The organism is Alloscardovia sp. HMSC034E08, assembly GCF_001813415.1.
Classification (GTDB): Bacteria; Actinomycetota; Actinomycetes; order Actinomycetales; family Bifidobacteriaceae; genus Alloscardovia; species Alloscardovia omnicolens.
In genome coordinates, this window is the sequence record NZ_KV812468.1 from 610,604 (window position 1) to 634,068 (window position 23,465).

The 23,465-nt window shown below is 54.0% G+C and carries 27 protein-coding genes and 1 pseudogene; 6 read left to right on the forward strand and 22 right to left on the reverse strand.

Going from position 1 to position 23,465, the window contains the following annotated elements; genetic code table 11:
- Positions 1-15: 15 nt before the first annotated feature.
- From HMPREF2909_RS04135 to HMPREF2909_RS04150, 4 genes are read right to left on the reverse strand one after another with little or no spacing between them, the layout of a single operon-like run.
- Positions 16-333 carry a head-tail connector protein gene (locus HMPREF2909_RS04135; protein ID WP_071415334.1) on the reverse strand — a complete coding sequence of 106 codons (318 nt, stop codon included), beginning with the start codon at positions 331-333 and terminating at the stop codon, positions 16-18.
- 29 nt (positions 334-362) lie between these two features.
- A complete protein-coding gene (locus HMPREF2909_RS04140; protein ID WP_071415335.1) occupies positions 363-1,580 on the reverse strand; it encodes a phage major capsid protein in 1,218 nt (405 codons plus the stop codon).
- A gap of 22 nt (positions 1,581-1,602) precedes the next feature.
- Positions 1,603-2,487: a head maturation protease, ClpP-related gene (locus HMPREF2909_RS04145; protein WP_071415336.1), complete on the reverse strand. Its 885-nt coding sequence runs from the start codon at positions 2,485-2,487 to the stop codon at positions 1,603-1,605.
- Positions 2,484-3,800: a phage portal protein gene (locus HMPREF2909_RS04150; RefSeq protein ID WP_071415337.1), complete on the reverse strand. Its 1,317-nt coding sequence runs from the start codon at positions 3,798-3,800 to the stop codon at positions 2,484-2,486. The genes HMPREF2909_RS04145 and HMPREF2909_RS04150 overlap by 4 nt, the downstream gene beginning before the upstream one ends.
- 55 nt (positions 3,801-3,855) lie before the next feature.
- On the opposite strand from HMPREF2909_RS04150, the gene HMPREF2909_RS04155 reads away from it, so the two are divergent.
- A complete protein-coding gene (locus HMPREF2909_RS04155; protein ID WP_071415338.1) occupies positions 3,856-4,326 on the forward strand; it encodes an HXXEE domain-containing protein in 471 nt (156 codons plus the stop codon).
- Here HMPREF2909_RS04155 and HMPREF2909_RS04160 read toward each other — a convergent pair.
- From HMPREF2909_RS04160 to HMPREF2909_RS09840, 6 genes are all read right to left on the reverse strand, one after another.
- On the reverse strand, positions 4,312-5,916 hold the full coding sequence (locus HMPREF2909_RS04160) for a terminase large subunit (RefSeq protein ID WP_022865313.1): 1,605 nt from the start codon (positions 5,914-5,916) through the stop codon (positions 4,312-4,314). The genes HMPREF2909_RS04155 and HMPREF2909_RS04160 overlap by 15 nt on opposite strands.
- Positions 5,917-5,991: 75 nt before the next feature.
- Positions 5,992-6,285 carry an Nmad4 family putative nucleotide modification protein gene (locus tag HMPREF2909_RS04165; protein WP_071415339.1) on the reverse strand — a complete coding sequence of 98 codons (294 nt, stop codon included), beginning with the start codon at positions 6,283-6,285 and terminating at the stop codon, positions 5,992-5,994.
- Positions 6,286-6,463: 178 nt separating this feature from the next.
- Complete coding sequence (locus HMPREF2909_RS04170) at positions 6,464-6,799, reverse strand: hypothetical protein (RefSeq protein ID WP_022865315.1); 336 nt, start codon at positions 6,797-6,799, stop codon at positions 6,464-6,466.
- A gap of 106 nt (positions 6,800-6,905) precedes the next feature.
- Positions 6,906-7,358, reverse strand: a complete 453-nt coding sequence (locus tag HMPREF2909_RS04175) for a virulence protein (RefSeq protein WP_071415340.1) — start codon at positions 7,356-7,358, stop codon at positions 6,906-6,908.
- Positions 7,352-7,564, reverse strand: coding sequence for a hypothetical protein (locus HMPREF2909_RS04180; protein WP_210387860.1), 213 nt, complete (start codon positions 7,562-7,564; stop codon positions 7,352-7,354). The genes HMPREF2909_RS04175 and HMPREF2909_RS04180 overlap by 7 nt, the downstream gene beginning before the upstream one ends.
- Before the next feature lie 91 nt (positions 7,565-7,655).
- Positions 7,656-7,970 (reverse strand): DNA cytosine methyltransferase, encoded by a 315-nt coding sequence (locus tag HMPREF2909_RS09840; RefSeq protein WP_219350890.1) that lies wholly within the window; start codon positions 7,968-7,970, stop codon positions 7,656-7,658.
- 155 nt (positions 7,971-8,125) lie between these two features.
- Between HMPREF2909_RS09840 and HMPREF2909_RS04190 the strand changes: the two are divergent.
- The 4 genes and pseudogenes from HMPREF2909_RS04190 to HMPREF2909_RS04205 form a co-directional block, all read left to right on the forward strand.
- Positions 8,126-9,028, forward strand: a pseudogene (locus HMPREF2909_RS04190) (class I tRNA ligase family protein); the annotation flags it as partial.
- Positions 9,029-9,117: 89 nt separating this feature from the next.
- The gene (locus tag HMPREF2909_RS04195) at positions 9,118-10,056 is read left to right on the forward strand and encodes a metal ABC transporter substrate-binding protein (protein ID WP_022865320.1); all 939 of its coding nucleotides are present in this window, start codon (positions 9,118-9,120) and stop codon (positions 10,054-10,056) included.
- Positions 10,053-10,859 (forward strand): metal ABC transporter ATP-binding protein, encoded by an 807-nt coding sequence (locus HMPREF2909_RS04200; protein ID WP_022865321.1) that lies wholly within the window; start codon positions 10,053-10,055, stop codon positions 10,857-10,859. The genes HMPREF2909_RS04195 and HMPREF2909_RS04200 overlap by 4 nt, the downstream gene beginning before the upstream one ends.
- Positions 10,856-11,749 carry a metal ABC transporter permease gene (locus tag HMPREF2909_RS04205; protein ID WP_004009096.1) on the forward strand — a complete coding sequence of 298 codons (894 nt, stop codon included), beginning with the start codon at positions 10,856-10,858 and terminating at the stop codon, positions 11,747-11,749. Before HMPREF2909_RS04200 ends, HMPREF2909_RS04205 begins: the two co-directional genes overlap by 4 nt.
- 9 nt (positions 11,750-11,758) lie before the next feature.
- On the opposite strand, the gene HMPREF2909_RS09300 is transcribed toward HMPREF2909_RS04205, so the two are convergent.
- From HMPREF2909_RS09300 to metK, 4 genes are all read right to left on the reverse strand, one after another.
- Positions 11,759-12,151: a hypothetical protein gene (locus HMPREF2909_RS09300; RefSeq protein WP_210387861.1), complete on the reverse strand. Its 393-nt coding sequence runs from the start codon at positions 12,149-12,151 to the stop codon at positions 11,759-11,761.
- Between the two features lie 86 nt (positions 12,152-12,237).
- On the reverse strand, positions 12,238-13,449 hold the full coding sequence (locus HMPREF2909_RS04215; RefSeq protein WP_210387862.1) for a DNA cytosine methyltransferase: 1,212 nt from the start codon (positions 13,447-13,449) through the stop codon (positions 12,238-12,240).
- A gap of 3 nt (positions 13,450-13,452) precedes the next feature.
- Positions 13,453-14,709: a site-specific DNA-methyltransferase gene (locus tag HMPREF2909_RS04220; RefSeq protein WP_071415342.1), complete on the reverse strand. Its 1,257-nt coding sequence runs from the start codon at positions 14,707-14,709 to the stop codon at positions 13,453-13,455.
- The gene (metK, locus tag HMPREF2909_RS04225) at positions 14,681-15,871 is read right to left on the reverse strand and encodes a methionine adenosyltransferase (protein ID WP_071415343.1); all 1,191 of its coding nucleotides are present in this window, start codon (positions 15,869-15,871) and stop codon (positions 14,681-14,683) included. The genes HMPREF2909_RS04220 and metK overlap by 29 nt, the downstream gene beginning before the upstream one ends.
- Before the next feature lie 115 nt (positions 15,872-15,986).
- Between metK and HMPREF2909_RS04230 the strand changes: the two genes are divergently transcribed.
- The gene (locus HMPREF2909_RS04230) at positions 15,987-16,190 is read left to right on the forward strand and encodes a hypothetical protein (RefSeq protein ID WP_210387863.1); all 204 of its coding nucleotides are present in this window, start codon (positions 15,987-15,989) and stop codon (positions 16,188-16,190) included.
- A gap of 22 nt (positions 16,191-16,212) precedes the next feature.
- Here the strand turns inward: HMPREF2909_RS04230 and HMPREF2909_RS04235 are convergent, their stop codons facing one another.
- From HMPREF2909_RS04235 to HMPREF2909_RS04270, 8 genes are all read right to left on the reverse strand, one after another.
- A complete protein-coding gene (locus HMPREF2909_RS04235; protein ID WP_071415345.1) occupies positions 16,213-16,785 on the reverse strand; it encodes a P27 family phage terminase small subunit in 573 nt (190 codons plus the stop codon).
- A gap of 256 nt (positions 16,786-17,041) precedes the next feature.
- A complete protein-coding gene (locus HMPREF2909_RS08815) occupies positions 17,042-17,419 on the reverse strand; it encodes an HNH endonuclease (RefSeq protein ID WP_084797247.1) in 378 nt (125 codons plus the stop codon).
- Positions 17,420-17,550: 131 nt separating this feature from the next.
- Positions 17,551-18,030, reverse strand: a complete 480-nt coding sequence (locus tag HMPREF2909_RS04245) for a hypothetical protein (RefSeq protein WP_071415347.1) — start codon at positions 18,028-18,030, stop codon at positions 17,551-17,553.
- Positions 18,027-19,385, reverse strand: a complete 1,359-nt coding sequence (locus tag HMPREF2909_RS04250; protein WP_071415348.1) for a DEAD/DEAH box helicase — start codon at positions 19,383-19,385, stop codon at positions 18,027-18,029. Before HMPREF2909_RS04250 ends, HMPREF2909_RS04245 begins: the two co-directional genes overlap by 4 nt.
- A complete protein-coding gene (locus HMPREF2909_RS04255; protein ID WP_441294123.1) occupies positions 19,366-19,668 on the reverse strand; it encodes a VRR-NUC domain-containing protein in 303 nt (100 codons plus the stop codon). The genes HMPREF2909_RS04250 and HMPREF2909_RS04255 overlap by 20 nt, the downstream gene beginning before the upstream one ends.
- 114 nt (positions 19,669-19,782) lie before the next feature.
- Positions 19,783-22,026 (reverse strand): phage/plasmid primase, P4 family, encoded by a 2,244-nt coding sequence (locus HMPREF2909_RS04260; RefSeq protein ID WP_071415350.1) that lies wholly within the window; start codon positions 22,024-22,026, stop codon positions 19,783-19,785.
- Complete coding sequence (locus HMPREF2909_RS10030; RefSeq protein ID WP_071415351.1) at positions 22,019-22,477, reverse strand: DUF7768 domain-containing protein; 459 nt, start codon at positions 22,475-22,477, stop codon at positions 22,019-22,021. The genes HMPREF2909_RS04260 and HMPREF2909_RS10030 overlap by 8 nt, the downstream gene beginning before the upstream one ends.
- Entirely contained in the window at positions 22,474-23,250 is a 777-nt protein-coding gene (locus tag HMPREF2909_RS04270) for a phage antirepressor (protein WP_071415352.1), read from the reverse strand. Before HMPREF2909_RS04270 ends, HMPREF2909_RS10030 begins: the two co-directional genes overlap by 4 nt.
- Positions 23,251-23,465 lie beyond the last annotated feature (215 nt).

A 23,465-nucleotide genomic window follows, 5' to 3' on the forward strand; every position in this document is an offset into this window, starting at 1 on the left:
AGGGCGCGCCTTTCTTTAGATTTTCCAGTCCCGATCCAGACGAAGCAGGGTGTTAACTGCGTTCCACACGGCGCGGGGAGCATCGGTTTTGTCTGCCCAAAACCCGGCGGTTGCTCCATCTCTGGATTCGTAGAAATGGGTGGCGAGCATGATAATGCCTTGCCGGGTTGCCTGCGACATAGGCTGCGTTTGGTAGTAGCCCTCGGGCAGATGTTGGTAAGCGGTGGCATAGGAGATGGCAGCCAAAACAAACGAGGCAATCAAAGAATCATCCTCGCTATGGTCGACCAGTAGATTCTGCTTGACTAAGGCCATGAGTTCGTCTGTTTTCATGGCTGCCACCTCCTAACTATTTTTATGGTTTACCCGGCGGTCTTTTGGGTAAGAACCTTGATCGCTTCGGGCAAGACGAGCTTGCCGTCTAGGCGTTGGGAGGCGAGGAACCCGATCTGCCCGGTGGTTGCAAATAGCTCGTTGAGGCGTTTGAAGGAGCGGCCTTGCCGGTCAGCAATCCAATAAAAACCGAGGTCACCGAACGCTACTGTGCGCGCCCCAGCTTTAAGCTCAGGTGCAAAAACACTGGTGTAGACGGGTCGGCCAAGGATCATGTCGGGAGTGCCGGCGGTTATCGCCGGTTGCCACAGGTATTGCCCGTTACCGTCTTTGAGCTTGCGTACGGTCTTTACTGTTGCATCGTTCATCAGCCACACCGCACGCGCCCGGTAGGGGGAGCGCAAACTATAGTGCAGATCGATGAGTTCATCAGCGCTAATGTCGGTAGGCTTGGTGGTGGTCACGCCTAAGTCTGCTCCGCCGGTTGGGTTGAAGATGCCGGTGGGTTTACCTTTACCATCGCCAACCAGGAAGGCTTCTTCTTCAGCAGCTCCAATACGGCGAGCAAACTCGCTCGCTAGGTATTGTTCAACGTTAAACGCTGCATCGTTGAGCAGTTCTTCGCTGATTTTCAGGAAGGTACCCAGCTTGAACGCCGACAGAGAGATTTGGGTGAAAGCTTCATCGGATTCGCTGTATGGTTTGCCTTCATCCAGCCAGGTAGCGGTGCCATGGGTAGACACGACAGGGATTTTACGATCCCCGCTAGTGGTCTGAATAACCTTGGCGAGGCTTCGCATGATGTTTTGGTCGGCCAAAGACTGCACTAGGGTGCGCTCGAACTCGTCAGGCACTAGGTATCCGCCCTCAGAATCCACCCCCTCACTTAGCGCATTCCTTACTTCCATGGGTGAGGTGTTAAGCCGCATCGCATCCCAAAACGCCCGCTTGTAGGAAGCTGTAGCACGGGCAGGCTTGACCTTACTGTCTTCGCCCATGGCGCTTCCAGGAGCGGAAGTGATGGGATTACAGGTCGCCTTGGCAAGAGTGCTTTCTAGGCGTTCGGCTCGCTCACATCGAGCAATCTCGCCGCTAAGTGCCTCAATCTCAGCTTCCATTTTGGCATAGGCCGCGTCATCTTCGGCGTTTAGACAGCCAGTGTCGCTATCGCGCCGCTCATCTAGAAACTTCTTAGCCTTATTCCAGGTTTGGGCACGCCGGGTATACAAATCAGTAACAGTAGTCATAATGGAATATTTCCTCTCTTAGTTAATGGGGGTGGTTGGTTAAAAGGGCGTATAAATCAACAACCCGCCGACCACAAGAGACAGCGGGCTTTAAACAAGGATGCTCACTTACAGGAGGCGGCGGCCCGGGAGGGGCAGCACTTTTACCGTGCATAGCTAGTTGGGCAACAAGTTTTTGCTCTGAAACCTTTCTGGAAAACACCACACCACCCTTGTTTTTGGGCGGCAACGGCGGCTTCTTACGGGCAGGGCCTTGCTCGTCATCCCCGCCGGAATCGTCCTCATCCGGCTCGTCTTCACCCGGCTCTTCAGATTCTTCGTCCTCTTTGTCTGGGGTTGGTGCTCGTTTACCAGTCAGCAGCTCGTCGGCGAACCCAAGTTCGATGGCTGCAGTTGCGTCCATCCAGGTCTCGGCATCCATCAACTTCGACAACTTCGCCCTGCTCAACCCAGTCTTGAGCTGGTAAGCATTGATAATCGAGGCTTTGACCGATTCGAGCATGTCCAGGGCACGCGACAGCTCGGTTTTATCACCCATCGCCAACGTTGCTGGGTTGTGGATCATCAACATCGACACCGGCGACATCGCCACATGACTTGCTGCCATAGCGATCACGCTCGCTGCGGATGCTGCGATGCCATCAATATTGACTGTCACGGTTCCTGGGTAGTCCAGAAGCATGTTGTAAATCCTGGCTGCCGCAACCACATCACCACCAGGGCTGTTAAGCCAAACAGTGACCGGACCCGAGCCAGCATTTAGTTCAGACTCGAAAACAGCTGGTGTTACATCGTCGTCGAGCCAAGATTCCTCAGCAATAACCCCGTTAATACGCAAAACCCTTTCACCCCCATCACTATTCGGGCTACTTGCCTGTGGGGTTAGCCAGTTCCAAAAACGCTTCACATTCTCCTCCTCAAAACTTGATTCTCTCCAGGTTGTTCTTCCAGCTGCTCATCTTTAGCTTCAACAGCGTCGGCTTGTTTGGTTGCTGCATAAGCGCCTGCCATGGGCAACGGGAGCATGTTGCCGTTGACCAGATACAAATCACCGCCATCGGCTTCGTCGATGCGGTCAAGGTTTTCTAGCTCGCGGATATCGTTGGCGCTCATCCAGCCGTTCTGGCGGGCTACCGCATAGCCCTCCATACGCGACTGGTAATCCCCGCGCAGCAGCCCCTCAACATTGAACTTCACAAACAACTGCTGTTTCTCACGAGCGCTTAGCAGTGTTTTGGTGATTGCTTGTTCCCAGCGGATTACCCACGGGTCAAGGGTGTATTTCACGAACTCTAAAGACTGCTGTTCAATATTGGAAAACGAGGATTTTTCGAGGTCACCGATCATGTGCGGCGGAATACGAAAAATACGGGCGATCTCATTGAGCTGAAACTTTCTCGTTTCAAGAAACTGCGCCTGCTCAGGCGACACACTAATCGGCGTGTACTTCATCCCTTCTTCCAAAACAGCGACTTTATTGCCGTTTTTCGCGCCCCCGAAGGTTGCCTGCCAGGACTCACGCACCCGGGAGGGATCTTTTATCGTGCCCGGATGCTCCAACACACCGCCCGGTGCCGCCCCATTAGCAAAAAATGAAGCCCCATAATCCTCAGTGGCTTGTGCCAGGCCGATAGCATTACGAGCCATCGCAATCGGGGAATAACCAACCAACCCATCGAAACCCAGACCTGGAACATGAAGCACATCATTAGGGGTAAGCCGAATGGTTTGGTATTGTCCTGCGGGTTCGTCCCAGGAGGTTTGGTACTCGTAATACAAGCTCTTGGTGTCCAGATCCCTGCCTACGCTCATCCGATTCGGTTGCAAAGGATACAGTCCAATGACTTCGCCTAGACCGTTACGCACTACCTGAGCAAACGCGTTCCCCCACAACAACAAATGCGTCATGAGCGTTTCTCTAAACACGAAGCTCGTCATCTCGGGGTTAGGTTCATCGTGAAGCAGGCGGTACAAACCATGATCGACTGCTTTTTCCTTGCCGCCACCGTCCTTGTAACGGTATACGTGCAGTGGTAGGCCGGCTATCGCCTCAGCCAAAATCCGCACGCACGAATACACGGCCGTCATCTGCATCGCCGATCGTTCCGTCACCGTCCGACCCGCCGACGTGGGGCCAAACAGGAACGAATACTGGCTCGTGAGATGGTGGTTCGAGGCGCGGCGAGGGTTGGCGGCGCGTAGCCAGTCGAGGAATCCCATGATGGTGGCTCCTTTCCCTGTGGGATAATTGGGTAACGTTCACACGAGGAGGTGCGTGGTGGGTTGGCCAGTCATTGTGTTTGTGGGTCTATTTTTGTGGCACGAAATCGAGGAATACTTCGTCCTGGTTCCATGGCTAGACGACAACACTGCCCGGTTGCCTGAACCTGTTCGACACATCAACATGACCCGCACACATTTCACAGTGATCGCAACAGAAGAACTCGTTCTGCTCATCGCGGTCGCTATCTGGTGCCAGCCAGTATGGATAGCAGCCATCATGGTCGCCTACACCATCCACCTGGTAATCCACTGCGGCCAGTTGCTCTTTACTTACCTGAAACGAATCCCGCTACGGTTATGGAGCGCCCCCATACAGCTACCCATCATGATCTGGCTCATCACCATCACACCCACCTGCGGAACAGTAGGGCTTCCACTCGCTTCGCTCGTCATGGTGGCAGCCATGGGACTCAACCTTGTAGCCATGCACTGGATCACCAGCAAAACGCTAAAACACCAATAGTCCCCGCGAATCATAAACTGAGCTCGCCTCTGGGGTGTTGCCGCATCTTATTGCTCGATCCAAGGCCATGATGGTGGCGACGACTCCGTCGATTTTTTCCGTGGATTTTTGCTTATCTGGCTTGATGTTTCCTGCTGGGTCGGTGCGTACGTGAATGTTATCGACCATCCAGGCCAGCACCGGGTGCCCGCCATGAGCCAGCTTGCCCTCCAACGCCAGCTTCATCAGTTCTTTGGATGGTGGGGACATGTCTTTGAAGCCTTGCCCGAAAGGCACCACCGTGAAACCAGCATCCTCAAGGTTTTGGCTCATTTGGATCGCACCCCACCGGTCGAAAGCGATCTCTCGGATATTAAACCGGGTGCCAAGATCCTCAATGAACTTCTCGATATACCCGTAGTGCACCACGTTGCCCTCGGTCGTCTCCAAGAAGCCTTGACTGTTCCACAAGTCGTAGGGGACGTGATCCCTAGAAACTCTGAGTTTGAGGTTGTCTTCGGGAATCCAAAACCAGGGCGCGACCGTGTATTTGTCATCGTCATCCGTGGGTGGGAATACGAGAACGAAAGCAGTGATATCGGTGGTGGATGCCAGGTCGAGCCCGCCGTAACAAACCCGGCTCTCCAACTCCGATAAATCTACTGGGGTGTTGTTTTGATTCCAGACGTGCATAGGCATCCACCGCACGCTCTGCTTCACCCACTGATTGAGCCGCAATTGTCTGAAGGTGTTTTCTTCAGCCGGATTCTGCCTGGCACTATTACAAGCGTCCCTAACTTTCTGGATTGGCACCGTCACGTCCAAGGATGGGTTGGCTTTATGCCACACGGCTTCATCGGTCCAATCATCATCTTGCCCCGCCCCATATATGACTGGATAAAAGGTGGGGTCGATCTTTTTGCCATCGAGAATGTCTTGGGCTTTTTGGTGTTGCTCGTAACAAATCGAATGAGTGTCGGTGCCGGCGGTTGTTATCAGGAAGTACAGCGGCTGGGTGCGAGCATCCCCACTGCCTTTGGTCATCACGTCGAAGAGCGCCCGGTTGGGTTGGGTGTGTAGCTCATCGAATACCACTCCGGAAATATTGAATCCGTGTTTGGAATAGGCCTCGGCCGATAGTACCTGGTAGAAGGAATTGGTGGGGGAGTAGATGATACGTTTTTGGCTTCTAAGGATCTTTACCCGCTTGGCTAGTGGGGGACACATTCTCACCATGTCGGCTGCCACTTCGAACACGATGGATGCTTGTTGCCGATCGGCAGCACACCCATAAACTTCAGCGCGTTCCTCGCCATCGGCGCACGTGAGCAACAATGCGACGGCAGCAGCCAGCTCACTCTTGCCTTGCTTCTTCGGAATCTCCACATAAGCAGTCGTGAACTGGCGGTATCCATCGGCTTTGAGGGTGCCGAAAAGGTCGCGAATGATTTGTTCTTGCCAATCAATCAACTTAAAAGGTTTTCCTGACCACCGTCCTTTCGTATGCTTTAAAGCTTCGATAAACGCGACTGCAAAGTCGGCTCGGCGCTTGTCATAGCGCGAGCTTTCAGCCATGAACCGTGTCGGTTGATATTCAGCTAGCTGACGCATACGAATCAGTTACCTTCTATTGGTTAAAAAGTCAGTTACTACCAGCGATAACAGGTACCCTCATACCCGGCGGGGCTAGGCTTCGGGCAGATTAGCTAACGCCCAGGCGATCGCATGTCCGGCGTCAGCGAAAAGGTGGTCTGACTTCGCGATGAGTTCGAGTTCGCATTCTCCGCGGCTCCTCGAGTTAGGCCCGAACCCGCTGACGGGTTCTTCCATCAACCGGTAGATTTGGGCGTTATTGCCAAATCCTTCAGTCTTGGTCCAGGTAGCAAAACTTGCTAGCGTGTAGTTCCCGTAGGAAAGAACCGTCCCGTAGGAATCAACGCGCATCTGGAGGGTTTCGCTGGTGACCTTTGTGCTGTTCATGGCTGGTGCCTTTCTGTTGTGTACCGTTTCGGTATGTATATACAGCCATAGACCCGCCTATTTATCCAGTCATTTTCCGCCTATTTTCAAGAAAACTTAGAGATGTACATCTCTAGGTCATAACGCTTCACGATAAAGGAAAACCCCACGCCAGGTGGGGTTGCCTGTGTGTTTAGTTTTAACGGGTCAGGTGGTAGTTGACAACGTTTCCTGGTGTAGCATGTTCAAGTTCACGCACCATCGCTGCTGCCCGCCCGTATCCCTCGGTGACTTGTTCGATGTTGTCTAGGTTCAACGCTCCGTAGGCGGTGGTTTGCACCCGCCATTGATCGGTTTCAAAGTCTCGGTCAAGCTCCGGGGTGTAGGGGAACAGCGGGGAAGGAACAATAGAAATCGCGACCCGGCCAGGTTCAATCTCAATGCTGGTGATGGTGTATCCCAACCGGTTAGCACGTCCGATAAGGCGTTCGGTGTTTTCTTCCTCGACGCTGCATTCAGCTTCTTTGGTGTTCATGGCTGTTTCCTTATGTGTTGTGTACCGTTTCGGTATGTATATACAGCCATAGACTTCGCTACTTATCCAGTCATTTTGCCGCCTATTTTGCCTAATAAATAGTGGTTTACATCTCTTGGTTAGTGTTTATTAGTGGCGGGGTTTTCCACGCAGAATCACCGCTTAATGGTGCAAGTAAGATCTTGCGTACTTCCTTATGTTCTTTACCAGAAAGTCCGATGTGGTAAAGCAGGGAGCGCAGTTCATACTTCTCATTCACCACCTTGTCACTCGCGGCGCGGTGGGTGGTGAGCCCGATGCGTTTCGCATATGCGACCATTTTGCTTAGGAACTCGGTGTATGCCGTGATCTTCTCGAACTCTGGCAGCTCATCCCACCAAGGAAAACTCAGCCCCTCGCTACTGGTGGTGATGTCGAGATGGCTCGCGCCGAGCGCTTTAGCGATCAAGTCTTTCTTGGCAGCGATAAGTTCATGCAGCCTTGCCAGCTCAGTCTCATCAAGCGTGGCGGGCAGGGTGACTAAGAGCCCGTAGTTTTCAGCCTTTTTGGTGTTCACCATTGCTCATCCTCCTCACCATCAAATTCGATGCTTTGAACGTCCATCCATGTGCGGATGAGGCGCAGGTAGTTGTCTGGAAAGTTGGAGACGATCATTTCTACGTGCTCGTAGCCGTGGTCTTTGGCCGCATTCCACACCGCACCAATATCGGTGAGGTCGACTCCGAGGTTTTCGATTTCTTCTAGATCGACATATAGCTGTCCCATCATCACCAAACCCTCTCTTTCTTGCTGGTTGTTTGGTCATGTACATACAGCCATAGGAGCGCGTACTTATCCAGTAATTTTTGCCTTAAAATCAAGGAGTTTTAGTGCTCTCGGCGACTATCTGGGAAAGCACGAGTTTGGCGCACGGCAAAGCTATCCCGTTTCCCCACAGCTTGTAGAGTGCCCGGTCGGACGCTGGATTAGCCAGCCATTTGCGTACTTGGTTGCGGGTTTTAGGTTTTTTCAATCCTTGCACCTTGGCCCAGCTAGCCCAGACCTGCCACCAATAATCCAGCACGTCTTCGCTCGGGTTCTCGATGGCGAGTCCGTCTGTCCAAGTATCAGGGAATCCTTGTAGGCGGGCGCATTCGGTGGGGGTTAAGCGTCTCACGCGGTATTTGGGCATGCCAGGGTCAGTGACCAGGGGCGGCTCAGTTGAGTCCGAAGCCAACAGAGCGCCAGCAATATTGACGTTGCCTCGGCAGAAGAAGTCTGCCTTCGAGGCGCTCACAACGTCGGGTTCGACGATGGCGATGCCGCCTTGGTTGCAGGTCGGAGAAACACCTGCTGTACGCGCGTTTTTGGCACAAGGTCCTCTACGACTTGGGATATGTGTCCAGTTCAGAGCCGTTCCATCGCCTGTTCAACCAGGGCATGATTGAGGCTTATGCCTACACGGATTCACGTGGGCAATACGTCCCGGCTGACGAGGTGGAGGGTAGCGAGGAGGACGGCTTTACCTGGCAGGGTCAGCCCGTCAACCGCGAGTTCGGCAAGATGGGCAAGTCGCTCAAGAACATTGTCACCCCTGATCAGATGTGCGCGGATTACGGCGCGGACACGTTCCGGGTTTACGAGATGTCGATGGGACCGCTGGATATGTCCCGTCCGTGGGACACGCGCGCGGTGGTCGGTTCCCAGCGTTTCCTGCAGCGACTGTGGCGCAATATCGTCGATGAGAACACCGGCGCGCTCACCGTGACCGATGACGCCCCGGATTTGGCGACCGCAAAAGTGCTGGCTCGCACCATTCACGATGTCACCGTGGAGTACGACAATCTGCGCGTGAACACGGCTATCGCCAAGATGATTGTGCTGAATAATCACCTCACCGGGTTACCCCAGGTGCCACGTGAGGCCGCAGAAGCGTTGGTCGTGATGGTCGCCCCCATCGCTCCGCACATTGCGGAGGAACTGTGGGAACGTTTGGGTCACCAGGGCGGAATCGCCCGGGCCACGTTCCCGGTCGTGACCGATGAGTCGCTGTTGGCGGCTGAGGAGGTCACTTGCGTGGTGCAGGTGGCGGGCAAGGTGCGCGCGAAAGTGTCGGTGGACCCCGAGATTTCCGAGGCGGATTTGCAGGCGAAGGTCCTGGCGGAACCGGCGGTGGTGAAGTTGCTGGACGGGCGGGAGCCGAAACGGATTATCGTGCGTGCTCCAAAGCTCGTATCCTTGGTTTTTTAGGATTTGTCAGTACAAAAAAATCGCTAAATTACGGGATTTTAACGGTTTCGGGCTTGCAAACTTAGGTATGCCTAACTTAGACTATACCCGTGAAGAGATTTAAAAACAAGCAAATTAAAGGAACCTTGACCGTAGCCGCGCTTTTGTGCCTGGGAGCCTCTCTCAGCGGGTGCGGCGGGACCCCCAGCTCCAGCTCGGATTCAGCCGCACCAGGCAAACCCCTGGTCCTCACCACATTTACCGTGTTGCAGGACATGGCTCAAAACGTTGCCGGAGACCATCTGGAAGTCCGCTCTATCACCAAACCTGGGGCGGAAATCCACGATTACCAACCCACGCCCTCGGACTTGAAGTCGGCGCAGAAAGCGAAACTGATTTTAAATAACGGGCTGGATTTGGAACGCTGGTTCACGAAGTTTACCGCCGATCTGGATGCCAAAAAGGTCAATGTTTCGCAGGGCGTAGAGCCCATTCCGATTACCGAAGGCGACTACAAGGGTAAGCCCAATCCGCACGCTTGGATGAGCCCGAAAAACGGCGCCCTCTACGTGAAGAATATGGCAAAAGCCTTCTGCGATTTAGATGCAAAGAACTGCTCCGAGTACCAGGAAAATGCCAAACAGTATGGTGCCAAGATTGAAAAAGTCGGCGAGGACATCACGTCCACGCTTTCTCAGCTCGACCCGTCACAACGTACTTTGGTCAGCTGTGAGGGAGCATTCTCGTATCTGACTCGCGACTATAACCTCAACGAGAAATTCTTGTGGGGCGTAAATGCCGAAGGAGCCCTCACTCCCTCTCGCGTAGCGGAAGTGGAAGACTACGTGAAGCAAAACCACGTTCCCGCAGTTTTCTGCGAGTCAACCGTGGGAGACAAAATGCGACCCGTTGTGGAAGCCACAGGTGCGAAATTCGGTGGGGAATTGTATGTTGATTCCTTGTCAGACTCAGATGGAGACGTTCCGACCTATCTGGATCTGTTGCGCTACGACGCAGATTTGATTACCCGAGGATTGACTCAGAAATGAGTGATGCTCTCGACAACCGCATAGAGCCAGGCGGGGCTGAAGCTGAGTCCAGCTCAAATTTAGCCCCGCCTATATTAGAAGTCTCAGATTTGCATGTTCGTTACGGAGCTAATGTGGCACTGGAGGGTGCCAGTTTAACCGTGTCGCGCGGTCAAATTTGTGGTCTGGTAGGGATGAACGGTTCGGGAAAATCAACACTGTTCAAATCCATCACCAACAGCGTTTCGTATCAAAAGGGCAGTATTAAAGTTGCCGGAATTGACGCGAACCAAGCCCGCAAACAGCGACTGATTGGTTATGTTGCGCAAAATGAGGAAATCGATTGGGACTTCCCGGTTAACGTAAACCAAGTCGTCATGATGGGACGGTATGGATTTATGGGACCGACCCGTCGTCCCAAATCTGCAGACGTGGCAGCGGTGCAAGCCGCGTTAGAAATGGTGGAGTTGCAAGATTTGCAACAGCGCCAAATTGGGGCGTTGAGCGGCGGTCAAAAGAAAAGGGTGTTTATCGCCCGCGCGATTGCCCAAGGCGCGCCCCTCCTGCTCCTCGATGAACCGTTTGCCGGAGTAGACAAATACTCCGAAACCAATATCGTCGATTTGCTGCGCAAAATCTCGGCAAAAGGCACCACGGTGGTGGTTTCAACCCACGATTTGGCTTCTTTGGAAAAGCTCTGCGATGAAGTGGTTTTGCTGTATCGTCGCGTAGTTTATCAAGGTGATCCCGCCGGCGCCTTAGACCCGCAAAACCTCGCGAAAGCGTTTGGATTAAATCCCGCCGCGTCAGGAGGTGGACAGTGAATTTTTATGAAGCTTTCATCGAAATGTGGACGCAGCAGTTTATGCTCCGGGGCATCATCGTCACCGGAGTCGCGGCGGCGGTTTGTGCCGTGTTGTCCTGCTGGTTGGTCTTGATTGGCTGGTCACTGTTAGGTGACGCCCTGTCCCACGCAATTCTTCCCGGAATCGTCGTGTCCTACCTCTTGGGAACGCCCTTCGCAATAGGCGCCCTCGTGGCAGCTTTGCTGGTGGTGGGATTGATTGGCGCAGTGCGGGGGCGCGGACGGGTCAAAGAAGACACGGCTATTGGGGTGGTATTCACGACAATGTTTGCCTCCGGTCTGGTCTTAATCAGTCTGTTCCCCAGTCACATTGATTTGCACCACATTTTGTTTGGCGACATGCTCGGCATTACCAGAGCCGATATGTGGCAGGTCTTGATATTGAGCCCACTCGCTCTGGTGCTGTTGTTATACAAAAAACGGGATTTGGTGCTGTATGCCTTCGACAAGACTCACGCCCACGCTATCGGCATCTCTACAAGCTGGTTGGCGACTCTGTTGCTGGTAGCTCTGTCTTTGACAGTCGTGGTGGCGATGCAAGCAGTGGGCGCAATCCTCATCGTGGCACTGGTGATTACCCCTGGCGCAACCGCCCGGCTGCTCACAAACCGGTTCAACGCTATGCTATGGATAGCTCCCTTGCTTTCCGTATCCTGTGTCGTGCTGGGAGCCTATATTTCCTACTGGTTCGATACCGCGTCAGGAGCCACAGTCGTGCTGCTTGAAGGCGTATTGTTCCTGATTGTTTGGCTGGTGGATTTGCTTCGTCAACAGCGTCTGCAGCGCTATCATGGCGCGCAGTCTGCCGCCCCCGGCTCTGACCCGGAACCTCAACAGGTTGCTTCTTGAGGCAGCCCTCTAGGGTAGGCCGAGGTAGCGCAACACTGCCTTGGCACTGCCCTTGTTGAGGTCACCCAGCTGCGCCAACTGACCCAACCCTGACCCCAGGACAAACGTATCCCCGGTGGTGGCAGCTCCTTTCAATGGCGGCGCGACGCCTTCCCAAAGGAATTTCCCGTCGACCACCCCGTAACTCAGCAGCCCCCCGTTGCCCTCCGTAAACACGGCTTTTGTCGCGTCGGAGGTCAACGGAGTCCCCGGAGCTTTCAGATTGAGGGTAACGCCGTCCCCGGTGGTCCAAGTTTTGGCAGCGCAGCCGGGCCAGGACGCACAGGTTTCCCCGCGGTCTGCCAAAAAATACGTCCGATTGGGCATGAGGACAGGGATTTTCCCAGATTTTAGAGCTGCCATAGCGCTGTCAGTGTCCAGCCGAAGTCCGGCGCGCAGTTGAGTGTGCAAGGCTTGTACCGCCAGGGCGGGGCACTTGCCCTCCCCCACTATCGCACCGTCAGAACCATAGACCTGCCAATCAATCTGCCCGTCGCCCTGCGGATCTGCCGACGCGAAAAATCCGGCTTCCAGCATCGACATCTGCGCGGCAGGGCCAAGTTTAGAGGTGTCCAGGGAACCGATTTTCGTATTAATAATTTGAGAATAGCTCCAGACGTATCGAGCGTCTTTGATACCTCGGTGGGATAACCGTACCTGCCTACTGCTGCGCCGCGTTCCTCATGCAACGCATTGAAACCGTAGGCGGTAGCGATGATGGGAGTATTGCCTCCGTCAGTGCCGTAACGAGCGGTCACGGTTGGTGCTATCTGGCATGGTCCGCCCACCCTGGCATCATGAGGATGATGGTCAAACAGTAGCGGCTCAATAATACTCTGGTCGTTACTGCATCCGAGCGTGCCCGAAAGGTTTGTTTGCACGAGCGGGCCTTTACCGCCGCCTGGTTTACCTGCCCGCATCCGCAAGGCGAACACATCTAAAGATTTGCTTGCCTCGTGAGTGCCTGCTCGAGGATTGGTGGGAGGGTTTTGCCTTTCACTGCAGCCCGGCGCAAGATCCCGGAACACGCGTTGGGGCTCAAAGAGTATTTGTCCGGCACGCCCGCTTGCAAAATCGCAGATAAGGTAGATTCTTTTGCGTCGTTGGGGTACTCCGAAAAATTGCGCGTCCAATACTCGCCACGCAATACTCCATTGGTCTGCCACGATCGCTCCAGCTTTATGCCACTTTTGTACTCGAGGTAGGTCAGCCGCTGCCGTTTCGTCGACAACCGAGATGAGGTTTTGCAGGACGCTGTGGAAGTCTGCCCCTTTATTGCTTGAGAAGGCTCCGGGCACGTTTTCCCAAACAGCGAATCTTGGATATAGACCATGACTTGCCTTTCTCATTTCTCTGATGACTCTGACGGCTTGGTGGAATAGACCCGAGCGTTCGCCAGCTAAACCTGCCCTTTTACCTGCTACCGACAGGTCTTGGCAAGGAGAGCCAAACGTGACCACATCCACCGGCTCTAGCTGACTGCCGTCAATGTCGCAGATGTCGCCTAGGTGTTGCATTTGCGGAAGGCGCGTGGTGGTGACCAGGATCGGGAAGGGCTCAATCTCACTTGCCCACACAGGTTCGATACCAACCTTTGTTGCCGCTAGTGGGAAGCCACCTGAGCCATCAAAAAGCGAGCCAAGCCTTAAAGTTTTTGTCAAGGGTTAGCCTTTCTGCTTGGGGCGCTCGACTTCTTTGACCAAATCGAGGTAGGCGTATTCTTTGCCGCCACGGGTACAGGTGATCCCAGCTGCGTCTCCGGTTGCTTCGGCATAGCGGCGCACAATCACGGAAGCGTATTTCTCATCCAGCTCCATGCAATAGCAAGTGCGGTCTGTGGCTTCTGCAGCCATGAGTGTGGAACCAGACCCAGCAAAGGTATCGAGGATGATTGCGTTGGTTTGGGTGGAGTTACGAATCGGATAAGCCAACAGGTCTAGTGGCTTGGAAGTGGGGTGATCGGAATTCTTCCTCGGCTTGGCGAAATTCCACACCGTGGTTTGTTTGCGATTCGCATACCAAGCGTGAGAGCCGTCTTTCTTCCACCCATACAGCACTGGTTCGTGCTGCCACTGGTATGGGGAACGGCCAAGTACGAGGGAGTCTTTGACCCAAATACAACAGCCCGACAGGTAGAAGCCAGCGTCTTGAAAAGCGCGACGGAAGTTCAATCCTTCGGTGTCGGCGTGGAAGACATAGGCTGACCCTCCCTTATCTAGGGATGCCGCCATGTTGGTGAATGCAGCTAGTAGGAACTGGTAGAAGGTGTCTGTGTCTTGTTTGTCGCCTGCGATTTTCAGGCCGCTGTTCGATTTGAAGTCCACGTTGTAAGGCGGGTCTGTGACCACCAGATTAGCCTGTTTGCCATCCATCAAGGTTTCGACATCGGCCGGGTTCGTGGCGTCCGCGCACATCAGGCGATGCCTACCAATCCTCCAGATATCGCCTTTTTCGACGAAAGCTGCTGCTTCAAGGGCGGCGTTCAGGTCGAAGTTATCGTCTTCGATACTGTCGCTATCAAGAGAACCTATTAACTGTTGTATTTCGGATTCGTCGAAACCGGTGAGTTCAACGTCGAAATCGGAAGCATCCAGGTCGGCTATGAGTAGGGCGAGTTTGGAATTATCCCAATCGCCACTGATCTTGTTTAGAGCAACATTTAAGGCTTTTTCGCGGGTTTCGTCGAGTTCGACGACCACGCAGTCCACGGTTTTATAGCCCAGATCAGCTAGTACTTTCAGGCGCTGATGCCCACCTACAATATTTCCGGTGGTTTTGTTCCAGATGACTGGCTCCACATATCCAAACTCGCTTAGCGAGCGTTTTAGTTTGTCGTAGTCCGTGTCCCCAGGTTGTAGGTCTTTGCGGGGGTTGTAGTCAGCTGGGGTGAGATCACTTATGGCTATTTGCTTGATGCGCATGGTTTTTCACCGCCTTGACAAGCTCGCGGCTAGTAGTCCAGGTGTCTTCCCACTTGCGTGTGCAATCCCCGAAATGCCCATACGTCGAATACCGCACGTAACCGGGAGATTTGAGATGTAACTGGTCGATGATCGCAGCCGGACGAAGATTAAAGACATCGCGCGCAGCAGCCGTAATTAGTTCATCAGGATGTTCACCGGTGCCGAGCGTGTCGATAGCAAAAGCGACCGGGTCGGCTTTACCAATCGCATAAGAAATGCTGACTTGGCACTCTTCAGCTAGGTGCGCATCCACCACCGTCTTGGCGATCAAACGCGCCATATAAGCACCCGACCGGTCAACCTTCGACGGATCCTTACCGGAAAACGCTCCACCACCATGCCCAGCAAAACCGCCATAGGTATCAACCATAAGTTTTCGACCGGTGAGTCCGGTGTCGGCTTTAGGGCCGCCCTCCACGAACCGCCCAGAAGGATTCACCAAAATAGTCGTGTTCTCATCGACAGGAAGATACGAAGAGCAAGCTGGACCGATAATCATCGAGGTGATTTCACGTCGCAACTCATCGAAATCCTTGGATTTATCGTGCTGGACGGAAACCACCACCGTCTCTACGGCTTGCGGTTTTCCTGCGTCGTTGTAGCGCACCGAAACTTGTGCTTTACCATCTGAGAAGATCCCAGTAATGGTTCCTTGCTTGCGCGCGGCATCTAGCCGTTTACAAATCTCGTGGGCTAAAACAAGAGGCAATGGTAAGCGCTGTGGTGTATCAGTGCAGGCATAGCCGTAGACCGTGCCTTGGTCACCAGCACCCTGAATACAATAAGCGGACTCATCGCCATGGCGAGCCTCTAAAGATGTGGTCACGCCGTCGTTAATATCGTTAGATTGACGCCTCACCCATACGTATACCAAAAATCTCCACGGTTTATAGCCAGCTGCAGTAAGTGCTGTGCGTACGCAATCACGCAAGTCCACACGAGCATTAGTGCTGATTTCACCAGTGACAATAATGCGTCGCCCAGTAGCCATGACCTCTACCGCGACGCGGGCGTTGGGATCGGCGTAGAGAATTTCGTCGAGAATCTGATCAGCAATTAGATCGCACAGTTTATCGGGGTGACCGATACACACTGCTTCAGCGCTGCGAACCGTAGTCATAGGAATGCCCTTTCAGTAGAAAAATCAAAAGAAACAAAAACTCCCCACCATGTCAGCCAGGAGTGGGGAGCGAAGAAAACGAGGGAAACCCGAATCGTGTGTGATACTGGAATACGTGCAAGACGAAACGAGTAAACCTAATCCGTCAGAACCTTCCGGCGGCAATGGTAAGGCCGTGGCCTATGGAATGATTGCCGGGATTATGACCGGCATTATCTTTGGGTTCATTATGGACGATATCGCCTTGGGGGTAGCAAACGGCACAGGAGTCGGAATCGCGCTAGGGGTAGGCTTCAGCGCAAGAAAACGCCTCAAATAAGCTCAAAAACACTAGGACGCATCTACGAGCGTGCTTTCAACAGCTGCTCCATAACCTCATCACCCGGGGCCGCACCCGAATAGTCAGTGGTGCAGTTCGCCCGCACAATCTCAAAAATCTCATACCAGTACACGTTTGCTTGCTTACCAAAAGATTGGCTCATCGCAACGAACGGGGAAGCGATAGCAGCTCCCGTGGTCGGGTGCTTGCCGAGCAAACCGAACTTGGAGATTGCCTGCTCGCACTGCACATACCGGGCGAAAGCCTGGGCGTAGGCCTCAATGAGACGCTTAGAAACAAACTTCGTGCAGCCGCGCTCGTCAAGCCAGCGCCACGTCTCCCGATACACCAAATCAGCACCCAAGGGTTTGCCATCACGCTGAACCTCTGACAGATACTCAGAAGGCTCCGGCATCACTTCACCAGCAAGCACCGCGCCATCACCAACATCTGCGCCCTCGAAATCGAAAGGGGTCGCTAGCGGATCTTCCAAGCGAGTGGCAGGCAGACCCTTAGCGAGTTTCTCACTCAGCGGGTCGGGTTTCGCGCCAGCCCTCACACGGCGCCCACCGCGATTAGTTCCATCTTTTGCCACGGCTATCGGCCTCCTATCTGACCTGCGGTGGCCAGAAAAAACGGCCTTCAAATATGCGCTAGGTTAATACCCTGTTTGATTCGGTCTTTTTGTGTACGGTTGGCCCCGCCCGCTGACCTTCGCCAAAGCTGTAGAGATTCGAGGGCCCCAGCCCCTAATCGAATCCTCGACTTGTCCCGTAACTTGGCGTGGGAACAAGGTCGATATTTTTAGGGTGGGGAAGTGCTTGGTGGTTATGTCGCGATTTTCAAAAAATCTAGTAGGTGTAGACCTGAGGGGCTTGCCTCCATCTGTCACCGTCTAATGCGCTCTGCCTGGAGTGGCAGGGTTTGCACAGGCTGCGCAGGTTAGAAAAGTCGTGGCTGCCGCCGTGCTCGAGCGGCAGGACGTGGTGGACTTCCTGAACTGGGGTGGTCACTCGTTTTTCCAGGCAGTCTTCGCACAAAGGATGCTGCGCGATGTAAGCAGCGCGAATCTTGCGCCAGCGTGCACCATAGCGGCGGTTGATCTTCGGGTCACGTTGAAACTTACGATAGTTCTTATCTGCCTTTTTGGCGTGGAGCTGGCAGAACCTTTCGCGGGTCAGTTCGGGACAGCCAGGCTGAGAGCAGGGACGTTTGGGTTTGCGTGGCATTCCCGTTATCTCCTGTGGTGATGGTAAAGCCCCGAGGGAATGTATCCGTTCGGGGCTTTGACCTTTTTCTAACTAGTTACACTATATCAGGCTCGAAACGGGAATGTCGTCCGCGTTTTGTCCAACCGGGTTTAGCGTCCGTAGAGTAGACTGGTGAGGTGGTCGAGGGCGGTTTTGCGCCGGTTATAGGCGGTGGAGCGCTCCACATTCAGCCGCTCTTGCACCTCATAAATCGCATCAGTGGCAGACTCGTACCCGGAAAGGAAGCAAACCTCTAGCACGTCACGCTCCTCATCGGTGAGCGCTTGCCAGGCGGGGTTGAACCAGTCCATGTAATCCTTGGCTTGCAGGTATTTGCGGGTGCGGTTATCGATCCGTTCCAAGTGGTTAAGGATTTTGTCCTCGGCCGCGGTGGGATTAAACGCACGGCGGCTGCCATCCAAGACGGGGGAGGACAGGCCGGGCAGGTCGACTTCGATAGCTTTCAGGTCATCGGGAGTGTTATCGATGATGGTTTCCATAGTGGCGTAGTCGCGCAGCGCGTTGATAGCAGCGGCGCGGCGGTCAACGTAGCGCCAGGTGATGTCGGTTTCTTGATGCGTAACGCTCATTTCGTTTCTCCTTTCAAGGTCTGCGCTACCGCGTCGATGAGCGCCGACTGGGTCATGTTCTTCGATTCGAGTGCCGATAAGATCCGCTGATCAATCGAATCTTTGGTCGCAATATGCGTAATAGTCACCGGCTTGGTCTGGCCTTGCCGATACAGGCGGGCGTTGGTTTGCTGGTAGAGCTCAAGGCTCCAGGTGAGGGAATACCAGATGAGGATTGAGCTGCCTTGTTGGAGGTTGAGCCCATGCCCAGCGCTGGCCGGGTGAATCAACCCGAGTGGGATTTCACCGTCATTCCAAGCCTCAATATCCGCTGAAGTTTTTAACTGTCTGGCTTGCGGGAAGCGCTCACGGATGCGTGCCAGGTCGTGCTGCCACCAATACGCCACAAGCACGGGATTCCCATTCGCTGCTTCGATGAGGTCTTCGAGAGCATCGAGTTTGCGGCCGTGTACCACAATGGGGTCGCCGGCTTCGGTGTAGATCGCACCGGACGCTAGCTGGGTGAGCTTGCCAGCCAGGACGGCAGCATTGGCCGCGTCAATCACCTCATCGCCCAACTCGACTACCATCTCTTGTGCGAGCCGGTCATACACCTTGCGCTCCCTGCCGCTCATGGTCACCTCGGTAGTCGTGACAGTCAGTGGTGGGAGGGTGAGGTAGTCGCTGGTTTTCATGCTCAGGGTGATATCCGAGATTGCCTCGTAGATTTCGTCCTCAGCGCTAGGTTTGGGCTTGTAAGTGAACACCTGCATCCCACTGCGCTTATCAGGATCGAACCAGCGGTCACGATATCTAGAAATGTACCGCCCGAGGCGTACACCGAGATCGAGGAGGCGGAACTGCGCCCATAAATCCATCAACCCATTGCTGGCTGGGGTGCCGGTCAGGCCAATAATCCGCTTCACTTGGGGGCGGATCTTCATGAGCGCGGTAAAGCGTTTGGCGCGATGGTTTTTGAACGAGGAGAGTTCGTCGATGACGACCATATCCCACTGCCACTTGATGCCACTACGGGTAATAAGCCAGTCAACGTTCTCCCGATTAATCACTGTGATGTCTGCACCAGAGTTGAGCGCGCCTCGGCGTTGACGTTCGGTGCCGACAGCCACCGCCAGGCGTAGCTGGCGTAAGTGGCTCCACTTTGCCTGCTCAGCAGGCCACGTGTCCCTCGCTACGCGCAACGGCGCAATAACCAGCACCTTGTGTATTTCAAAGCTGTCGAAGAGGAGATCTTGTATTGCTGTCAGGGTGATTACGGTCTTGCCAAGTCCCATCTCGAGCAGTAGCGCTGCAGCCGGGTGTTCCTCAATGAAAGCCGTTGCTAGCTGTTGGTAGTTATGCGGCTTGTATTGCATGGCACACCTTCTTAATGTCGTCAGGATTGTTGAGGAGGAGTGCGGTGAAGCCCAGGTGCTTCAACTGCCTGAGCCTGTGTTTTTGGATTGCGCGAACTTTACCGCCGGGTGCCTTGACTTCCACGAAGCCGACATGCCCATCAGGTAACAGCACGATTCGGTCAGGTACACCGGCGGTTCCGGGGCTGACTAGTTTCCAGCAGACCCCGCCCAGAGCTTCAACGGTTTTTACGAGTGCTTGTTCTAAATGTTGTTCTTTCATCACGTGTTGCTTTCTGCTCACGTGGTGACGCTTTCTGCCAGTCGTTTACATAACTTTTTATATATAGATATTTGTTTTTATTGCTCTTAAGAAAAGTTCTGTTATAGACCGACAGATAGTGTCACCACTTAGGGGCTAAAGGTTGAATTCGCTCTTCAGGCGTAGTCCGTCCACATAGCGTGCGTTCTTTGTGCGGCGTCTGCGGAATCCGAGTTGTTCCAAGGCTGAATAGAAATCGGACGTGGATCTGGCGTATTCGCCCACGCTGAGCGCGTAGGCGCGATAGACGCTATAAAGCTCGCCCGAGGGTTGTGTGAAGCTCGGGTCGATCTCGCAGTTATCGTCTAAGAAATGTGTCATCCAGTCGTTCTCAAACCGGTAGGCCTCCAGGGCTCGACGCACTTTAGGTGGTGGCTTCAAAACAAAGTCGTCATCAATCACTTTGCGGGCACCATCAACGATCCATTGCAGAACGGCACCAGCGGCGTTTTGGTAGAGGTGTTCGGCGTAGTTTTTGATGTCCGAGGAGCCTTCGATTTTTGCCTCGAATGGAATCACGATCAGCCTGCGCCAAATACCAAAATCCATTGCACCTACGCGTGGCAGGTGATTCGTATACAGCACGAGCGTATGCGAAGGAGCGAACGCGAAGGGCGCCTTATATTTCTTTTCCGCATAAAGCAGATCAGTGGATGCCATTTGCTTGGCGATAGAGGTGGAGAGCCTCATGCCTTCCTCGGTCTCCGCCGCGATCAAGAGGCGTTTGCCTTTGGCTTCTGCCAGCTCAGGCTTCACATTCCGCTTCACACCCACAGTGAGAGCATCGGCGGAGATGTTGCCCGCGTATGTGCCTAACACCCGAGCGATTGTGTTCCAAAACGTCGATTTGCCATTCCTGCCGTCGCCGTAGGCGATGATGAGGGCTTCGACGTAGACTTTGCCGATCGCGGTCAGCCCCACGATTCGCTGCACATAGTCGATTAGTTCTTGGTCGCCTTGGAAGAACACCTCGAGCGCCGCCAACCACGTGTCCATGCCTTTGGTGGCGGGATCGGTGCTGGTTTGTTTGGTGATGAAATCCCCATAGTCGTGCTCGTGAATTTGCCCGGTGGTGAGGTCAATGGTGCCACCAGGGGAATTGAGAGCGAAAGGGTCTGCGTCAAGGTCTGCTTGGGTGACTTGCAGCATCGGAGCTGCCTCCTTCAACGAGGCAGTAATCGCCTTAGAATCACGCCGTTTGAGCACGTATTTCTCGTAGGCCTGTGCGTCTTGAAGCTGCTCGTAAGCGGTCCACTGCACGGTGGTGAATAGGTTTTTCGCTTTGGTCAGGCTCATTGCCGACAGTAACTGAGTGACCCCAGTGGAATCACACGCCTCACGGGCTTTCTCGAGCAGCTGTGCGGCTTGCTCTAACTGGCGCGTGGTGAGTTCTTGAGCGATGGCGCGCGAGCCTGGTCTGGTTTCTTCCCAAAACGAACCGTTATACACCAGCCAATCTGTGGCCTCAGAGAATGCGAGTTTTTGTGCATATTCGTCTGCCAGGACGGTGGCTTGACCGACATCGGTGAAGTCGGTGGGACGCAGTCCTTGGATTTCAGCATAGCGTTCTGGTGGAATATAACCCGGTGTTGCAGCTACTTTTGCACCAAACTTCAATGCCGAGGCCCAGATCGCCTGCAACTCACTATCTGGTAGGGGTGGCACGCAGGTGTGTGCTTTCGTCTCGAAAAGCTGGCGTGCTTGCTCAGTATTGCCAAAACGCACAATCACTCGCCCAGCGAAACCGCTCATGGTCGCATTCCTGGCACCTTCCCGAATCTTGCCCGTGCCCATTTCGAGTGCGGCGAACGCGTCAGCATCAAGGAAATCGGTGATGGATAGGGCACCGTCTACCCAGGTGACCTCAGCTGTCGGGTTTCCGTAAATAAATCTGGCAGCGTCGAGAGCGTTGCGGTCAAAGATTCCGGTATAGGAGGCCAGCTTCTTCTTGATCCCCGTATAGACTGCAGCGTCAGTTACCGGCTTGATTGGGAAGTAGGCGTGGAAGCGCGGCCTGGCGGTCTTTTCACCCTTGGGTTTCAAATGATTCCGCGAGGTCGCGGTTGCCAAAGCGACGCCCGGGAAGATGAGAGCGAGAGATTCCGGTGTCACCCAATCAGCCGGTGAATTAGAATGGTCGTTATCGATGTCCATCACCACACACGTGGAGTTCAAGAACCTGTCGGTGGAACGGATATCGCCCTCATATTCGGCCGCCACATGGTCATGTGTCACGGTATTCTTCAAATCAGCCGTATTGGTTATGTGCCGGTGATTCGGGTATTTGAGGTTGCGTTGCGCGCTCACCAGATTAGTCGTGCACAAAATGAAGTCAGTCATGTAGTTCTACCTCCGCGAAGTTGTGGTCAAAATAGGTAATCGGGAGTTCGAGTTGGTGTGCCCAGGAAATTTCGGCTTTCATGCCTGGAGAGACGCGCGGCGTATACACCCACATCGCCTCGCACTTAGAAAGCAGCACGCGACCCATGAACATGGCAAGCTCGCGATCCCACGGATCGGTATCATCCATAAACTGCGGAAACAGCAGGTGGGGTGCGAGTGGGATACGCCGGCAGCGCACCGCATAAGCTGAGAGATCCCTTGCCAACTCCACATTCATCTGCACGTCCCCGGAGTAAGGTGAGCAGATATAGGTCAAGGGACGGTGGCCGAATTCGGATATTTCCAGAGCCCGAAGCGCCCTATATGCAGTCGGGTCTGCGTAGCCTTTGGAGTTACGCCACGGTGTTAGATCACTGATTAGTGGTCGGTCTTTTTGGAGTGTGTTCATTTGGTTTCACCTGCTTGTCGTTCGATAACCGGCAGGATCTGGTAGCGGTTTTTCAACAGGTCATAGATGAACAGGCGGCCTTTCTGCGTCCAATACGTGTGCATCACCGTCTTGCCGCTTTCCAGCAGGTGGGTTTTGGATTGGGTGTAGCCGCATTTCGCATACTCGGCATACAGATACCAGATGCCTGACTGTTTGAACCGAATATGTTCATCAGCTAACAGCCGGTTGAGTTTCTTCGCGGATAGCCCGTAGTCTTTAGCGATAGCGGTGATGGGCATCAACGACGGTGACTGCAGCACGATGTCGTAGTAGGAGAGCTTCGGTGCTGCCTCGAGCAATGCCTGCTCAGCAGCAAGACGCTTGGCACGCTCGGCACGTAGACGTGTGAGGGCTTGTTCGAGCAGTTCATCGTTTTTGAGTAGCTCGTCGATCGCGTACAGGCCGGTTCGACGAATCGATGGAAGCACCTCATCAAACACCCATCTCTCGAAACGTTCCGCGCTCGGCAGGTGACTTGAGACAATCAGGCGATACACGTCACCCTCGGTGATGAAGTTGGCTTGCTGGGTGCGCCCGAGGGTATCGATGATGGGGTAACGTTTTGGACCCCCATCCTGTCTGCAATGATCGCGGACTGCTTTTGTAGGATTTTCGTACCCTAACGCAGTGGCGATGTCTTTGGCGCAGAAGATGGTTACACCATGTTCGGTGATGGTGCGGATTTGGCCGAACTGGCTGTTGGTGAACACTTGTAGTGTGGAGCCGGTCATTAGCTCTCCTTCCCATAGTTTGTAGGTGAGAGCCATGAGCTGACCCTCTACAAGGAGGGCTTTGAGAAGAGCGAAATATAAACACGACTTTGAAAATAGGCAGGCAAAACCTTGATAGGACAGGCGAGAAATTTGCTTGGCTGTTAACGGGATATGGGTTATGATTGATGCATCAAGACCGGTTCCGCCCGCGAGGGTCCAGGGCCGGTCCTCAT

Coding starts and splice junctions, on each gene's coding strand:
- HMPREF2909_RS04135 (WP_071415334.1), bottom strand. CDS start 333: ATGAAAACAGACGAACTCATGGCCTTAGTCAAGCAGAATCTACTGGTC.
- HMPREF2909_RS04140 (WP_071415335.1), bottom strand. CDS start 1,580: ATGACTACTGTTACTGATTTGTATACCCGGCGTGCCCAAACCTGGAAT.
- HMPREF2909_RS04150 (WP_071415337.1), bottom strand. CDS start 3,800: ATGGGATTCCTCGACTGGCTACGCGCCGCCAACCCTCGCCGCGCCTCG.
- HMPREF2909_RS04160 (WP_022865313.1), bottom strand. CDS start 5,916: ATGCGTCAGCTAGCTGAATATCAACCGACACGGTTCATGGCTGAAAGC.
- HMPREF2909_RS04165 (WP_071415339.1), bottom strand. CDS start 6,285: ATGAACAGCACAAAGGTCACCAGCGAAACCCTCCAGATGCGCGTTGAT.
- HMPREF2909_RS04170 (WP_022865315.1), bottom strand. CDS start 6,799: ATGAACACCAAAGAAGCTGAATGCAGCGTCGAGGAAGAAAACACCGAA.
- HMPREF2909_RS04175 (WP_071415340.1), bottom strand. CDS start 7,358: ATGGTGAACACCAAAAAGGCTGAAAACTACGGGCTCTTAGTCACCCTG.
- HMPREF2909_RS04180 (WP_210387860.1), bottom strand. CDS start 7,564: ATGGGACAGCTATATGTCGATCTAGAAGAAATCGAAAACCTCGGAGTC.
- HMPREF2909_RS09840 (WP_219350890.1), bottom strand. CDS start 7,970: ATGCCCAAATACCGCGTGAGACGCTTAACCCCCACCGAATGCGCCCGC.
- HMPREF2909_RS04200 (WP_022865321.1), top strand. CDS start 10,053: ATGAGTGATGCTCTCGACAACCGCATAGAGCCAGGCGGGGCTGAAGCT.
- HMPREF2909_RS09300 (WP_210387861.1), bottom strand. CDS start 12,151: ATGGCAGCTCTAAAATCTGGGAAAATCCCTGTCCTCATGCCCAATCGG.
- HMPREF2909_RS04220 (WP_071415342.1), bottom strand. CDS start 14,709: ATGCGCATCAAGCAAATAGCCATAAGTGATCTCACCCCAGCTGACTAC.
- metK (WP_071415343.1), bottom strand. CDS start 15,871: ATGACTACGGTTCGCAGCGCTGAAGCAGTGTGTATCGGTCACCCCGAT.
- HMPREF2909_RS08815 (WP_084797247.1), bottom strand. CDS start 17,419: ATGCCACGCAAACCCAAACGTCCCTGCTCTCAGCCTGGCTGTCCCGAA.
- HMPREF2909_RS04245 (WP_071415347.1), bottom strand. CDS start 18,030: ATGAGCGTTACGCATCAAGAAACCGACATCACCTGGCGCTACGTTGAC.
- HMPREF2909_RS04250 (WP_071415348.1), bottom strand. CDS start 19,385: ATGCAATACAAGCCGCATAACTACCAACAGCTAGCAACGGCTTTCATT.
- HMPREF2909_RS04260 (WP_071415350.1), bottom strand. CDS start 22,026: ATGACTGACTTCATTTTGTGCACGACTAATCTGGTGAGCGCGCAACGC.
- HMPREF2909_RS10030 (WP_071415351.1), bottom strand. CDS start 22,477: ATGAACACACTCCAAAAAGACCGACCACTAATCAGTGATCTAACACCG.
- HMPREF2909_RS04270 (WP_071415352.1), bottom strand. CDS start 23,250: ATGACCGGCTCCACACTACAAGTGTTCACCAACAGCCAGTTCGGCCAA.